This window comes from Brevibacterium sp. LAARM3_SD1 (assembly GCF_057364765.1).
In genome coordinates, this window is the sequence record NZ_JBNFOL010000051.1 from 1 (window position 1) to 13,708 (window position 13,708).

The following is a 13,708-nucleotide window of genomic DNA, read 5'->3' on the forward strand; positions in this document are numbered from 1 at the left end:
CCCCCGACCAATCCCTCCGCCTACAATCATGTCTCCCTCCTACTTGCTACCTACGGCGCCAGCACTCGCGCGAGTTGCTGCGCCGTCACGTAGTAATTACCTCACTAGGCAGGGCGTCTTGGCGTCGAAGGTCCAGCCGGGGACCAGGTACTGCATGGCAACCGAATCGTCGCGCGAACCCAAGCCGTGTTCGACGTAGAGTTCGTGCGCTTCGGCCAATCGGTCCTCGTCGATGGTCACGCCGAGTCCCGGCGCCTTAGGCACCTGAATCTCGCCGTCGACGATCTTCAGCGGATTCGTCGTCAGCTCCTGGCCGTCCTGCCAGATCCAGTGCGTGTCGAGCGCCGTGATCTCGCCGGGTGCTGCCGCTCCGACATGTGTGAACATCGCCAGTGACACGTCGAAGTGATTGTTCGAGTGCGAGCCCCACGTCAGCCCGAAATCGTGGCACAGCTGCGAGACCCGGTGGGAGCCGGACATCGTCCAGAAGTGCGGGTCAGCAAGCGGAATGTCCACGGCGTTGGTCCGGATCGCGTGCGCCATCTCCCGCCAATCGGTGGCGATCATGTTCGTCGCCGTCCGCAGGCCCGTGGCTCGGCGGAATTCCGCCATGGTCTCCCGACCGGAGAACCGACCCTCGGGACCGACAGGGTCCTCCGCATAGGCGACGACGCCGTTCATCGCCTTGCCGTATTCGATGGCATCGTCGAGCAGCCAACCGCCGTTCGGGTCGAGGGTGATCCGTGCGTCGGGAAACTCACGAGCCAGCGCCGTGACGGTCTCGACCTCGGCCTCGCCGGCGAGCACTCCGCCCTTGAGTTTGAAGTCCTTGAATCCGTATTTCGCCGAGGCGGCCCTCGCCAATTCAACGACTGCTGACGGGGTCAGCGCCTCCTCCCGGCGCAGACGATCCCACCCGTCCGCGTCAGGTTCGCGCAGGTAGTCGAGATCGGTGGCATCGGGATTGCCGACATAGAAGAGGTAGCCGAGCATCGGCACAGCGTCACGCTGTTGCCCGGCGGCCAACAGGTCCGCCACCGGCAGGCCGAGGAACTGACCGTGCAGGTCGAGCAGCGCCGATTCGATAGCGGCCGTGGCATGGACGCCCACCCGCAGGTCGAAGGTCTGATTGCCCCGCCCACCGGCGTCGACGGCAGCGAATCGCTGGTGCAGCTCGGAGACGATCCGATTGACCTGAGCCACCCGGCGCCCGGCGAGTTCACGCCCGGCCTCTTCGATGGCGGCCTTGATGTTCTCGCCGCCGGGCACTTCACCGAGCCCCGTCCGACCATCGCTGTCGGTGATGAGGACGATATTGCGGGTGAAGTAGGGCCCATGTGCACCGGAGAGGTTGAGCAGCATCGAGTCGCGGCCTGCGACCGGCACGACCCGCACCGATGCGATGGTCGGGGTGGCGAACTGCGTCTGTATCGTCATCGACGTTCCCCTCATGATCCGGCCGCACCCGTCCCGCTGAGGACGGCTCCAGCCTGGTCCGGAGTCGTCACCACACCGTCGACCATCTGCACGACCGACCACGGATTGTCGTCGGCGATCGGTTCGGGCAGCAGTCCAACCGGCACCGACTGGTAGGCGACGGGGCGGAGGAATCGATCGATGGCAAGCGACCCCACCGACGTCGTGCCCGGTGCAGAGGTGGCCGGGAACGGTCCACCATGAACCATAGCGTGTCCGACCTCCACCCCGGTGGGCCATCCGTTGAACAGGATCCGACCGCTCAGGTCCTCGAGGACGGGCAGCAGCCGTCCGGCCGCCTCGGTGTCGGCGTCGGTGGCATGGATCGTCGTCGTCAGCTGGCCTTCGATCCCGGTGAGGGTGTCGAGCAGATCATCGATTCCGTCATAGCGGACCAGCACCGAGGCGGCTCCGAAGATCTCCTCACTGAGCACCTCGTTCTCCCGCACGGCCGCCGAGGTGGCGGTGAAGACGACCGGGGCGGGGGCGTTCTGGCCCTCCCCCACGGTTCCCGTACCCACCGTGGACACGTCGTCCTGTGAACTGAGCGCGGTCACGCCGCGGTCGAACGCCTCGGCGATCGAAGGAGTGAGCATGGTCTGCCCGGTCTGCTGGGCGATCAGCTGCCCGACCGCCTCGGCGAAGGCATCTCCGTCGGCACCGGTCGGGACCAGCACGAGCCCGGGTGCAGTGCACAGCTGTCCGCTCGAACCGGTCAGCGAGGTGATGAACTGTTCGGCCACGACGCGTGCCCCGTCACCTGCCAGCGCACCGTCGAGCAGGATGACCGGGTTGACCGAGCTCATCTCCGCATAGACGGGAATGGGGACCTTCCGGGCCTGCGCGGTCGACTGCAGGGCCAGTCCACCGGACCGGGATCCGGTGAAGCCGACGGCGGCGACCCGGGAATCGGCGACGAGCCGCTGGCCGACCGAGGATCCCGGTCCGAAGACGAGGGAGAACACTCCGGGGTGCAGACCGTTGGCGGTGACCGCCTCGGCGATGGCCCGGCCGACGATCTCCCCGGTTCCGGGATGGGCGTTGTGGGCTTTGACGACGACGGGGCAGCCGGCGGCGAGCGCGGAGGCGGTGTCACCGCCGGCGACGGAGAAGGCGAGCGGGAAGTTGCTGGCGCCGAAGACGACGACAGGGCCGACGGGGACCTTGCGCTGCCGGATGTCCAGCCGCGGTGCCGGGGTACGGTCCGGCTGGGCGGGGTCGATGCGGGAGGCGTGGAAGTTCCCGGTCCGGACCACCTCGGCGAAGAGTCGCAGCTGTCCGACGGTACGGCCGACTTCACCGGTCAGCCGTGCCGAGGGCAGCCCGGTCTCGGACATGGCACGGTCGACGATCGCTTCGCGCACGGCTTCGATGTTGTCCGCGATCGTCTCGAGGAAAGCGGCGCGCTGGGTCGGCGTGGTCGCCCGGTAGCTGGCGAATGCCTGCGCAGCGGCATCGACGGCGGCGTCGACCTGTGCTTCGTCGAGGAACGTGTAGTCGGGGGTCAGGGTCTGCCCGGTGCTCGGGTCGACGGCGTTGGTGGTGGCGCCGTTGCCGGTGACCGGGTCCCCGGCGATGAGGGGGAGTCCAGTGAGCGCGGTCATGAGTGTCAGGCTCCGATCTTGATCTCGGTGTTGGGGCGGATCTTCGCTGCGTCGATGAGGCCGGCGAGGTCGGCGACGTCCTGGTCGCTGAGGCTGTGCAGCGGTGGGCGCACGGGTCCGGCGTCGCGGCCGATGGCTTTGAGCCCGCCCTTGACGATGGAGACTCCGTAGCCCTTGCCGCGGTCGCGGATGTCGAGGTAGGGCAGGACGAAGCGGTTGAGCTTCTTGGTCACGGCCTCGCGGTTCTGGGCGCGGACGTCGGCGTAGAAGTCGAGGGCGAATTCGGGGACGAAGTTGAACATCGCCGAGGAGTAGGTGCTCATGCCCAGCTGCAGCAGCGGCAGGGCGAAGGTCTCGGCGGTGGGCAGTCCGCCGAGGTAGAAGAGGCGGTCGCCGTTCTTCGCGTAGACCTTCGTGAGGTGTTCGATGTCGCCGATGGCGTCCTTGAACCCGATGAAGTTCGCGTGGTTGTCGGCGAGCCGGGCGACGGTGTCGGCGGAGTAGATGGCGTTGGCGCGGTTGTAGACGATGACGCCGATGCTGGTGGCTTCGCAGATCGCGGCGACGTGTTCGTAGAGACCGTCCTGGTCGCATTCGGTGAGGTAGGGCGGGAGGACGAGGACGCCTTCAGCTCCTGCGGCTTCGGCATCGCGGACGTTGCGGACGGCCTGGACGGTGGGACCGCTCGCGGAGGCCAGGACCGGAACCTCGGGACGCGAGGAGGCGACGGCGAGTTCGACGACGCGGGCTGCCTCGTCGGGGCTGAGGCTGAATCCCTCACCGGTGCCGCCCGCGGCGAAGAGACCGGCGACGTCGTAGCTGGACTGCCATTCGATGTGGCTGCGGTAGCCGGCCTCGTCGAGGCTGAGGTCTGAATTGAACGCCGTCGCAGGGAATGACAGCAGTCCGTTCTTGAGGTGAGCTGCCAGGTCCTGTGGGGAGAATTGAGCCATTGTGGTTCCTTTGCTGACTACTTCGATGGAGTGATTCGGAAGCGACTCTAGGTCGCCCGATGATGCCTGTCTAAGGCCCATACGATATCGACTCATGCACTAAAGGTATTGGTCAGATGTGGCAAAGACCGATGTTATTGACTCGGCACTTGACTCACCTGACGTCGGCCGATGACTGGGTGAGTGCACATCCGAATCGGCACGAATGAGGAGCTTCAATGGCGTACACCCCTGACGCGATCAAGACGATCACCCTGTCATCGATTCGATTGCCGTTGGCGGTGCCGATCTCCGATGCCAAGGTCTTCACGGGTCGACAGAAGCCGATGACCGAAGTGGCGATGCTCTTCGCCGAGATCACCACCACCGAGGGACATTCGGGGATCGGGTTCAGCTATTCGAAGCGCGGAGGCGGTCCCGCTCAGTACGCTCATGCGAAGGAGATCGCCGAGGCGGCCCTGGGCGAGGATCCCAATGACATCGCCAAGCTCTACACGAAACTGCTGTGGGCCGGCGCTTCGGTGGGACGGTCGGGCCTGGCCACTCAGGCACTCGCCGCGATCGACGTTGCACTCTACGATCTCAAGGCGAAGCGGGCAGAGCTGCCGCTCGCGAAGTTCCTCGGCAGCCATCGCGATTCCGTGCGCACCTACAACACCTCCGGCGGGTTCCTCAACGCCTCGATCGACGAGGTGAAGGAGCGTGCATCGAAGTCGTTGGAAGATGGCATCGGCGGAATCAAGATCAAGGTCGGCCTGCCCGACAGCGCCGAAGATCTCCGCCGAGTCAGCGCAGTGCGCGAGCACATCGGCGATGCTCCCCTCATGGTCGACGCAAACCAGCAGTGGGATCGAGCGACGGCTCTGCGCATGGGCCGAACCCTCGACGAGCTCGGACTGGTGTGGATCGAAGAGCCGCTGGATGCCTATGACGTCGAGGGCCATGCCCGCCTGACGAGAACCCTCGACACTCCCATCGCCACTGGTGAGATGCTCAGCTCGGTGGCTGAGCATCGGGCACTCATCGACGCTCGGGCCTGCGACATCGTCCAGCCCGATGCCCCACGAGTCGGAGGAATCACCCAGTTCATGCGCCTGCTCACCCTCGCCGATGAAGCGGGCCTCGATATCGCTCCGCACTTCGCTATGGAGATCCACCTCCACCTCGCGGCCTGCTACCCGCGCGAGACCTGGGTCGAGCACTTCGACTGGCTCGATCCGCTGTTCAACGAACGTCTCGAGACCAAGGACGGTCGGATGATCGTCCCCGACCGCCCGGGACTCGGCATCACCCTGAGCGATCAGGCTCGGGCCTGGACCGTCGACACCGTGACAATCGGCTGAAGGATTCCGACCACCATGTCTGCTGCCAAGCGCACCCACATCGTCGACATCAATCTCACTCCCGTCGCCTTCGCTGATCCCCCACTGCTCAACGCCGTGGGAGTCCACGAACCCTTCGCCATCCGCACGATCATCGAGATCGTCACCGATTCGGGCATGTACGGCCTGGGCGAAACCTACGGCGATGAAGCCCATCAGAACCGTCTCCAACTCGCCGCCGACGCTCTCAACGGCACCGACGTCTTCGACACCAATCGAGCTCGGGCCGCCGTCGACGAGGCGATGGCCGACGATTCCACCGCCGGCGGCCACGGTATGAGCGGAATGATCACCGATTCATCGACCCTCGACCGGGTCTTCTCCCCGTTCGAAGTCGCGCTGCTCGACCTGCAGGGAAAGATCCTCGGGGTTCCGGTCTCGGACCTCCTCGGCGGCCGGGTCCGCGATCGAGTCGATTTCAGCGGCTACCTGTTCTACAAGTGGGCCGGTCACCCCGGAGACCCCGATGACAGGTGGGGCGAGGCACTCGACCGGCGGGCATCGTGTGCCAGGCCGAGAAGATGATCGCCGAGTACGGGTTCACAGCGCTCAAGCTCAAGGGTGGCGTCTTCCACCCGGACGAGGAGGCAGCAGCGATCGAAGCTCTCGCGGAACGTTTCCCAGATGTTCCCCTGCGTATCGACCCGAATGCGGCGTGGACGGTCGAGACCTCGCTTCGCATCGCCGAACGCCTCGACTCCACTCTCGAATACCTCGAGGATCCGACGCCGGGCGTCGAAGGCATGGCGGAAGTCCGCTCCAAGGCATCGATGCCGCTGGCGACGAACATGTGCGTGGTCGCATTCGCTCAGCTGCCGGACGCCGTGGCCGCAGGCAGCATCGACGTCATCCTCTCCGACCACCATTTCTGGGGCGGTCTGCGCCGGTCCACGATGCTGGCCGGCATCGCCGAGACTTTCGGAATGTCACTGTCGATGCATTCGAATTCCCACTTGGGCATCAGTCTCGCAGCCATGCTGCACTTGGCCGGAGCGACGAAGAACATCGATTACGCCTGCGATACGCACTGGCCGTGGAAGAACCCAGAGGACGACGTCATCGTCGGCGACCCGTTCAGCTTCGTGGGCGGCAGCGTCGAGGTGCCCACGCGGCCCGGACTCGGAGTCGAATTGGATCGCGATCGACTTGCTCAGCTGCACCAGCGATACCTCGACTGCGGCATCAGAAATCGCGACGACACGGGATACATGCAGAAGTTCAACCCCGACTACAGTGCCGTGGCTCCACGCTGGTAACAGCCGAGGCCGCCGAAAGGACACATCTCACAATGAGTGCGAATAGCAACGACGCTGCCAGCACAGTCAGCTCAGACAGTTCACCCACAACCGGACCGAAGCGGCGCGGAATCCTCGGGAGCCTCCGCGAATTCGGACCCGGGATCATCGCCGTCCTCGCCATGATGGGCGCGGGCGACCTGGTGACTGCCTCGGTGTCGGGGTCGAACTACGGATACAACCTCATGTGGCTGCTTGCGGCCTCTCTGCTCATCCGCTTCGTCATCGTCAACATCATGGGCCGCTACCAGGTCCTCAACCTCAAGAACCAGTCCATCATCGAAGGCTACCGTGATGTCGCCCGGTGGTATCCATGGGCGATCGGGATCGCCGCCGTCATCAGCGGACACCTGCTCAACGGCTACATGGTCCGCGGAGCCGGCGAGGCTCTGGCCAGCATCTTCACAGTCGGGGACCCATTCCTGTGGTCGTGCATCCTCGTGGTCGGCAGCATCTTCGTCATCGGAAAAAACGTCTACAAGACGATCGAAAGCATCATGAAGCTGCTCCTGGCGATGATGACCGTCGTCTTCCTCGGGCTCGCGATCTACAGCGTGCCCGACGTCGGTGAGATCGTCCGCGGCACCATCGGCTTCGGCATCCCGGACAATACCGGGGCGATCGGCGTCTTCGCCGTGGCACTCTCCCTCATCGGCGCGGTCGCCGGTTCGATGGCGAACTTCCTCTACCCCTACTATGTTCGCGACAAGGGATGGCGTGGGGTCGGCTTCAAGAAGCTGCAGCGCAACGACATTCTGTTCGGAATCTCCTCGGCGATCGTCATCAGCCTCTCAATCTGGGTCGTCGGTGCCGAGATCCTTCGCCCGAACGGCATCCAGGTGACCAACCTCGACGACATCTCGCAGGCGCTGACGATCCACCTCGGCGCCGTCGGCGGAATCATCTTCTACCTCGGCGCATTCGGGATCCTCTACAGCAGCGTCGTCGGCTTCGCCAACGGATTCCCGAAGATCATCGTCGACTGCTTGCACATCATCGTGCCTGCCAGGCGCGAACGCTACGGCGATCACTTCGAAGACGACCCGTCCTTCAAGTGGTTCAGCCTCTTCATCCTCGTCTCTCCGATCATCTGGGCGTTCCCCGGAATGCCCGGATTCGTCACGATGGCAGTCTTCGTCACCGGACTCCAGGCGGTCGTCGTCCCGCTCGTCGCGATCGGTCTGCTCATCCTGGCGAATAAGAAGAGTCACTTCGGAGAGCATAAAGCGAACCTCTTCGAGAACATCATCCTCGTACTCACCACCCTGCTGACGATCTGGGTGACGGTCCAGGTCGTGATCGGCTGGTTCTAGACCCGATGACGCGCATAAACAGTTCGGCCTCGACATCGTCTCGACGATGTCGAGGCCGAACTGCTGTTGCTGTTCGCTTGGATGGCGCTGACGAAGTGACCGCGCTGACGCAGGTTCAGTAGCTGCGGTTCAGATCGATCTCGGCTTTCAGCGTCGTCCCGGATGCGAATCTGCGCAGATTCTCCTCGACGAGGCACGCAAATTCTCCAGCATCCGATTCCGCGGATTGGCGACATGCGGAGTGATGAGCACGTTGTCCATGCCCCACAGCGGATCCTGGGACGGCAGCGGTTCGGGATCGAAGACATCCAGTCCTGCTCCGCCGATGATCCCACGACGCAGCGCATCGGTCAGCGCTGCAGTATCGACGAGGTCTCCCCTGGCGATGTTGACGAGCACTCCGGGCGATCCGTCTCGTGGGTCGGCACCCAACGCGGCCAGCTGTTCTGCGCCGATGAGGTGCTGCGTCTCATCCGTCGACGCTCCTGCCAGTATGGCGTCATCGGCAGCCGCGAGTGCTTCATCGAGTTCTCGCGAGGTCACTGTCCGCTCTGCGCCGTAGACTTCTCGACCCGAACGGTTGATGGCGATCACTGTGGCCCCATGTGCCGTGAGCAGGGGAATCATCGACCGTCCTATGGAGCCGGCACCGACGATCGCAACAGTCCGCCCACACAAGGAGCGGACTGTGCCCCAGGTCTGTTCTTTCAACCAGGAGCCTGCCCGAGCGTGCAGTGCGAATTGGCGCAGACAGCCGAGGAGCAGAGCCACTGCATGCTCGGCGACATCGGCACTGTACGCACCCACCGCTGATGTCCACGTGCGCTGCGAATCGATCCGCCCTGATTCGATCCATGGCCTGACGCCAGCCGATTTGAGCTGGACCCACTCGATAGTGCTCGGCAGGTCTTGAGGGAAGCCGGTCTGGTCCGAACCCGTCCAGACCAGTGCTTGGGCATCGTCGAGCGCTGTGACGACGGCACCTGCTGATTGCAGCGCATTGTCGAGGTAGGTATTCGACGTCGCAGTACTGCCACTTTGAGAGTCATTTCAGCTCCATATTCGGTTGGTTGGCACAGTTGTGGGCCTCGCAGGCGTAAGGCCGGTACCAACGTTGCTGGTACCGGCCTTGAGAGAAGTTATTCAGCCGCTGACTTTGACGGCCATGACGGGCACGTCCGCCTGCAGCAGAATCCGTTGCGCGGAGGAGCCCATAATGAACTTTCCGACCTGCGACCGCTTGCGCATTCCGATGACGACGAGGTCGACGGACCAGGCGTCCGCAGCTTCCAGCAGCGAGTCGACGACGTCATCCTCGTGGGCAAGGGTGAACACTTCGACATCGACTCCCGCTTCTTCCGCCCTGGACTTCACCGCTTCGAGGTCAGCGTCATCTGCCACTGTGCCTTCGACGAGCGGGCCGGTTTTGCGTGAGTTCGCGATCCGCAGCTTCACTCCCCTCCAGTTCGCCTCTTTGATGGCCGCGTCGACGGCGGCCTCTCCCGTCGGGGACGGAACGTATCCGACCAGAATGCTCATGACACGAGCTCCTTGCTCTTTGACTTGGCTTTGGCGTTGCCGAGCATCTTCTGAATGATCGGCAGGAGGATGACGACCAGGAACACGAAGAGCAGAGTGACCGTGATCGGGCGGCTGAATACCCCGCCGAGGTCGCCTTCGAAGAGGATGAGCGAACGGCGCACACTCGATTCGAGCAGTTCGGCCAGCACGAAGGCCAGGACGAGCGGTCCCGGCTCGAATCCGGTCTTCTTCATGAGGTACCCGATGATCCCGAAGAGAACGACGAGTCCGACGTCGAAGACCGAGTTCTTGATCGTATAGGCGCCGATCAATGTGATGAGCACGGTGATCGGGGCGAGGATCGCCGGTCGGACGCTGAGGATCTTGACGAAGACGCCGATCAGCGGGATCGCCATGATGAGCAGCAGGATGTTGCCGATGTACATCGAGTTGACGACGCCCCAGAAGAGCTCGGGTTCGTCAGAGACCAAGAGCGGTCCTGGGGTGATGCCCTGGATGAGAAGAGCACCGAACATCAGCGCCATGGTGGCATTGGCAGGGATGCCGAGGCTCAGCAGCGGAATGAAGGACGAGGTCGCGGCGGCGTTGTTCGCGGATTCGGGTCCGGCCACGCCTTCGATGGCGCCCTTGCCGAACCGCGAAGGATCCTTGGCGACCTTCTTCTCCACACCGTAGGCGGCCAAGGAGGAAATGGTGGCGCCGCCACCGGGAAGAATGCCCAGCAGGAAGCCCAGGATCGAGCCGCGTCCGATCGCCGGGGCGGACTGTTTGAGTTCGCCCTTCGTCGGCCACACCCGCTTGGGCTTCTCCGGCGTGGCCATCGCCTTGTGGCGTTCTTCGAGGTTGTAGAGGATCTCGCCGAGGCCGAAGAGTCCCATGGCCACGGTCACGAAGTCGATGCCGTCACTGAGGTTGAGGTTGTCGAAGGTGAACCGTTCGGTTCCGGTGAAGACATCGCGGCCGACCATCGCAAGGAACACTCCGATGGAAGCGGCGATCAGCGCCTTGACCTTGTTGCCGGAACTGATGGTGGCAACCAAGGTGACGCCGAGAAGCGACAGTGCTGCGTACTCAGGCGGTCCGAAATCGAGCGCGAAACCGGCGATCAGCGGCGCCAGGAAGGTCAGCCCGAGGATAGCTGCGGTACCGCCGATGAACGAACCGATGGCGGCGACTCCGAGGGCCGCTCCGGCACGTCCCTGTTTGGCCATTTGAAAGCCATCGAAGACAGTGACGACAGCGCTGGCTTCACCGGGCAGTCGCAGCAGCACCGAGGTGATCGTGCCGCCGTATTGTGCCCCGTAGAAGATGCCGGCGAGCATGATGATGGCAGTGACCGGTTCGATACCGAAGGTCATCGGCAGAAGGATGGCCATTGTCGCGGCAGGTCCGAGTCCGGGAAGCACACCGATGAGCATGCCGACGAGGACGCCGATGAAACAGTACAGAAGGTTTCCGGGTTCGAGGACGGTGCCGAACCCTTCGAGGACTGGAGTGAATATGTCCATGTGTTCGTCCTCCTCAGAAGAGATGCGGCAGCTGGGTGCGGAGTGCCACGACGAAGATGAGATAGAAGACTACGACGGTCAGGACCGAGTAGAGGATTGCCGATCGCCAGGATTCTCCGCCCAGCCACTTCATCCAGACGAAGGACAGAAGAAGCGCGGGAATCTCGAATCCGATCAGGGGAAGCACGGCGACGAACACGAGGAGACTGATGACTCCCCACACGACCGTGACCGAGTAGCGGCTGAACTTCTCACCGTCGCCGCCCCGGCGGCCCAGTACGATCTGGCCGCCGAGAGGACTGTTGTGATCAGCGAGACGACGAAGGGGAAGAAGCCCGGAGCCGGATCAGTCAGACTGCCGAGGGAGAGGTTCACCGACAGCACCATTCCGGCGATGCCGAAGACCAGAGTCAGGACGCAGGCAACGAGGTTGGCGATCCCTCCGGCGGGTTCCGGAGCCTCTTCCTCCCACAGCGCGAGGAGCTCCTCGGGGGTCTCTGCGTCATCACCTACGGCCTGAATGTCTGACCGGGCGTCACTGCTATCGGACGTGTCCACGGTCAGCCGATCAGTCTGAGAGGTCGATGTCATATTCGTCAACCAGTTTCTTGTAGCGGTCTGCCAGGTCTGCCCATTCGGCGGCCACCTCGTCGCCGGGGATCTCCTTCGGCGTCAGCAGGTTCTTCTCGTTGAACTCCTTGTAGGCGTCCGTTTCGAAGGTGGCCTTGAACGACTTGTCGAGACGTTCCACGACGGCGTCCGGGGTGTCCTTCGGTGCCACTACTGCCCGATACTGGGAGACCGGGATGTCATAGCCTTCTTCTGTAGCCGTCGGAACGTCCTTGAGGAATTTGTTCCGCTCCTCGGAGAAGACCATGATCGGCACGAGCTTGCCGGCGTCGATGTGCGGTTTCGCCTCACCAAGCTGGACCGTCGAGACATTCACCTGGTTTCCGAGAGTCGCAGTCACAGCGGGTGCCCCGGAGTCGAACGGAACCTCCTTGAAGTCGGTGTCGATCTGCGCCAGCAGAAGGCTCTGCGCCAGCTGCGAGCCGGTACCGACGCCCGCCGTGCCGAATGAGAGCTTCTTGTCGCTCTTCTTGATGTCATCGACGGACTTCACACCGGCATCAGGGTTGGCGACCATGACGTAGTCATCCTGCGAGACACCGGTGATGACCTCGAAGTCGTCGATGCTCACAGCTTCGTCTTCACCGACGGCCAGCGGCGTGATCGTAATGAGCGAAGCGTTGAGAGTTGCGAGGTTGTAGCCGTCCGGCTTGGCCGCCTGGACTTCCTTGGCCGCCAGTGTGCCGTTGGCGCCGGGCTTATTGATCACCGGCATGGCCTGCCCGAGGTCGGACGAAGCACCGTCGGCCAACGCACGGGCGATGAGGTCCGTGGAACCTCCTGCCGCCGCTCCGACAGTGATGGAGACTTCCTTCGTCGGATAGTCCTCTTCACCGCCACCACCTGCGGCGACGTTGCCACCACATGCGGAGAGAGCCAGGGCCACCACAGAGCCGAGGGCCAGCGGCCCGACAACTCGTTTGGAGATGTTCTGCATTTTCTAGTCCACTCCTTTTCCAGCTCATTCGATACCACTGCGTATCTGTTGAGCACGTCGGAATGAGCCTAAGAAGCGTCAATAATATTGTCTATGATGATATCTGCATGAAGTAATGCTCGAAAGGTATTGTCGTTCCATGTACACATTGGACCAGGTTCGGTGTTTCGTCGCGGTCGCCGAACACCTGCATTTCGGCAAAGCGGCCGAGGCCCTCTCGATGACGCAACCACCGTTGAGTCGGCAGATCCAGAAGCTGGAACGATTCGTCGGAGTCGACCTGCTTGAGAGAGACAACAAACGCGTCACTCTCACCGCCGCAGGAGAGGCATTTCTCGACAACGCTCAAGTGCTGTTGGCCATGGCCGACAGGGCACCGCAGGATGCTCGTCGTATCGCGTCGGGACAGTGGGGACGACTGAGCATCGGCTTCACCGCCGCCAGCGGCTTCGGAATCCTCGGCAGTCTGGTCACGGCCATCGAGGAGAACTTCCCCGGAGTCGATCTCGACCTCCATGAGATGGTCACCGGCGAACAATTGGAGAATCTTGCGGAGGGCCGTATCGACCTCGGTCTCGGCCGGTCGGACACGACGCCCAGCTTCATCAACTCGGAACTGCTGCTGGCCGAACGACTGCTTCTCGCGATCCCAGACGGCCATCGCCTGATGGAGTTGGATCGGCCGCTGCGCAAAGACGATGTCACCGGGGAACCGCTGATCATGCATTCGGCGACGAAGGCGACGTCCTTCTACGACCTCATCATTCGTCACTTCCCGATCGACCACCACATGGTGAAGCATTCGATCAGTCAAGTGCTGACGATGATCAACCTCGTCGCCGACAACCACGGACTGGCCTTCGTCCCGGAATCGGCATCGCTCGTCAGTGTGCCCGGAGTCCATTTCCGGCCTTTTGAGGATCTGCCCGAGGAGATCGTCGAACTCAAGGCGATGTGGAACACCCAGTCGAAGAACCCCGCCCTGCAGCAGGTCATCTCCCTCCTCCGCTCCTAATTACTACCTGACGGCGGCCCAGATACCTCGCGCGAGGTTGCTGGGCCGCCGTC

General features: G+C 63.2%; 14 protein-coding genes. 5 read left to right on the forward strand and 9 right to left on the reverse strand.

Annotation, left to right across the window (positions count from 1 at the left end):
- Positions 1–96: 96 nt before the first annotated feature.
- Genes AC2W7L_RS17770 through AC2W7L_RS17780 form a run of 3 tightly spaced genes read right to left on the reverse strand, consistent with a single transcriptional unit; the run spans position 97 to position 4,033 of the window.
- Positions 97–1,437, reverse strand: coding sequence for an enolase C-terminal domain-like protein (locus AC2W7L_RS17770; RefSeq protein WP_486005517.1), 1,341 nt, complete (start codon positions 1,435–1,437; stop codon positions 97–99).
- Between the two features lie 11 nt (positions 1,438–1,448).
- Positions 1,449–3,080, reverse strand: a complete 1,632-nt coding sequence (locus AC2W7L_RS17775; RefSeq protein WP_486005518.1) for an aldehyde dehydrogenase (NADP(+)) — start codon at positions 3,078–3,080, stop codon at positions 1,449–1,451.
- Between the two features lie 5 nt (positions 3,081–3,085).
- Entirely contained in the window at positions 3,086–4,033 is a 948-nt protein-coding gene (locus AC2W7L_RS17780) for a 5-dehydro-4-deoxyglucarate dehydratase (RefSeq protein WP_486005519.1), read from the reverse strand.
- 218 nt (positions 4,034–4,251) lie between these two features.
- Here AC2W7L_RS17780 and AC2W7L_RS17785 point away from each other — a divergent pair, with 218 nt between their 5' ends.
- The 4 genes from AC2W7L_RS17785 to AC2W7L_RS17800 are packed head-to-tail and all read left to right on the forward strand — an operon-like array spanning position 4,252 to position 8,023.
- On the forward strand, positions 4,252–5,376 hold the full coding sequence (locus tag AC2W7L_RS17785; RefSeq protein WP_370037442.1) for an L-talarate/galactarate dehydratase: 1,125 nt from the start codon (positions 4,252–4,254) through the stop codon (positions 5,374–5,376).
- Positions 5,377–5,391: 15 nt separating this feature from the next.
- On the forward strand, positions 5,392–5,940 hold the full coding sequence (locus tag AC2W7L_RS17790) for an enolase-like domain-containing protein (protein WP_486005520.1): 549 nt from the start codon (positions 5,392–5,394) through the stop codon (positions 5,938–5,940).
- On the forward strand, positions 5,937–6,671 hold the full coding sequence (locus AC2W7L_RS17795) for an enolase C-terminal domain-like protein (protein ID WP_486005521.1): 735 nt from the start codon (positions 5,937–5,939) through the stop codon (positions 6,669–6,671). The genes AC2W7L_RS17790 and AC2W7L_RS17795 overlap by 4 nt, the downstream gene beginning before the upstream one ends.
- Before the next feature lie 32 nt (positions 6,672–6,703).
- Positions 6,704–8,023, forward strand: a complete 1,320-nt coding sequence (locus tag AC2W7L_RS17800; protein ID WP_082819228.1) for an Nramp family divalent metal transporter — start codon at positions 6,704–6,706, stop codon at positions 8,021–8,023.
- Positions 8,024–8,170: 147 nt separating this feature from the next.
- Here AC2W7L_RS17800 and AC2W7L_RS17805 read toward each other — a convergent pair whose 3' ends face one another.
- From AC2W7L_RS17805 to AC2W7L_RS17830, 6 genes are all read right to left on the reverse strand, one after another.
- Positions 8,171–8,830 (reverse strand): NAD(P)-dependent oxidoreductase, encoded by a 660-nt coding sequence (locus tag AC2W7L_RS17805; protein WP_486005522.1) that lies wholly within the window; start codon positions 8,828–8,830, stop codon positions 8,171–8,173.
- Positions 8,831–9,166: 336 nt separating this feature from the next.
- A complete protein-coding gene (locus tag AC2W7L_RS17810) occupies positions 9,167–9,562 on the reverse strand; it encodes a universal stress protein (protein WP_486005523.1) in 396 nt (131 codons plus the stop codon).
- Positions 9,559–11,073 (reverse strand): tripartite tricarboxylate transporter permease, encoded by a 1,515-nt coding sequence (locus tag AC2W7L_RS17815; protein ID WP_167193328.1) that lies wholly within the window; start codon positions 11,071–11,073, stop codon positions 9,559–9,561. The genes AC2W7L_RS17810 and AC2W7L_RS17815 overlap by 4 nt, the downstream gene beginning before the upstream one ends.
- 13 nt (positions 11,074–11,086) lie before the next feature.
- The gene (locus AC2W7L_RS17820) at positions 11,087–11,296 is read right to left on the reverse strand and encodes a tripartite tricarboxylate transporter TctB family protein (protein WP_486005524.1); all 210 of its coding nucleotides are present in this window, start codon (positions 11,294–11,296) and stop codon (positions 11,087–11,089) included.
- On the reverse strand, positions 11,248–11,631 hold the full coding sequence (locus AC2W7L_RS17825) for a hypothetical protein (protein WP_486005525.1): 384 nt from the start codon (positions 11,629–11,631) through the stop codon (positions 11,248–11,250). Before AC2W7L_RS17825 ends, AC2W7L_RS17820 begins: the two co-directional genes overlap by 49 nt.
- A gap of 10 nt (positions 11,632–11,641) precedes the next feature.
- Entirely contained in the window at positions 11,642–12,640 is a 999-nt protein-coding gene (locus AC2W7L_RS17830; protein WP_486005526.1) for a Bug family tripartite tricarboxylate transporter substrate binding protein, read from the reverse strand.
- Positions 12,641–12,779: 139 nt separating this feature from the next.
- Here AC2W7L_RS17830 and AC2W7L_RS17835 point away from each other — a divergent pair, with 139 nt between their 5' ends.
- Complete coding sequence (locus AC2W7L_RS17835; protein ID WP_486005527.1) at positions 12,780–13,655, forward strand: LysR family transcriptional regulator; 876 nt, start codon at positions 12,780–12,782, stop codon at positions 13,653–13,655.
- The last annotated feature ends 53 nt before the right edge of the window (positions 13,656–13,708 follow it).

Bases quoted from the DNA above. Each gene is read 5' to 3' on its own strand.
- AC2W7L_RS17770 (WP_486005517.1), bottom strand. From the start codon at position 1,437: ATGACGATACAGACGCAGTTCGCCACCCCGACCATCGCATCGGTGCGG.
- AC2W7L_RS17775 (WP_486005518.1), bottom strand. From the start codon at position 3,080: ATGACCGCGCTCACTGGACTCCCCCTCATCGCCGGGGACCCGGTCACC.
- AC2W7L_RS17780 (WP_486005519.1), bottom strand. From the start codon at position 4,033: ATGGCTCAATTCTCCCCACAGGACCTGGCAGCTCACCTCAAGAACGGA.
- AC2W7L_RS17785 (WP_370037442.1), top strand. From the start codon at position 4,252: ATGGCGTACACCCCTGACGCGATCAAGACGATCACCCTGTCATCGATT.
- AC2W7L_RS17790 (WP_486005520.1), top strand. From the start codon at position 5,392: ATGTCTGCTGCCAAGCGCACCCACATCGTCGACATCAATCTCACTCCC.
- AC2W7L_RS17795 (WP_486005521.1), top strand. From the start codon at position 5,937: ATGATCGCCGAGTACGGGTTCACAGCGCTCAAGCTCAAGGGTGGCGTC.
- AC2W7L_RS17800 (WP_082819228.1), top strand. From the start codon at position 6,704: ATGAGTGCGAATAGCAACGACGCTGCCAGCACAGTCAGCTCAGACAGT.
- AC2W7L_RS17810 (WP_486005523.1), bottom strand. From the start codon at position 9,562: ATGAGCATTCTGGTCGGATACGTTCCGTCCCCGACGGGAGAGGCCGCC.
- AC2W7L_RS17815 (WP_167193328.1), bottom strand. From the start codon at position 11,073: ATGGACATATTCACTCCAGTCCTCGAAGGGTTCGGCACCGTCCTCGAA.
- AC2W7L_RS17830 (WP_486005526.1), bottom strand. From the start codon at position 12,640: ATGCAGAACATCTCCAAACGAGTTGTCGGGCCGCTGGCCCTCGGCTCT.
- AC2W7L_RS17835 (WP_486005527.1), top strand. From the start codon at position 12,780: ATGTACACATTGGACCAGGTTCGGTGTTTCGTCGCGGTCGCCGAACAC.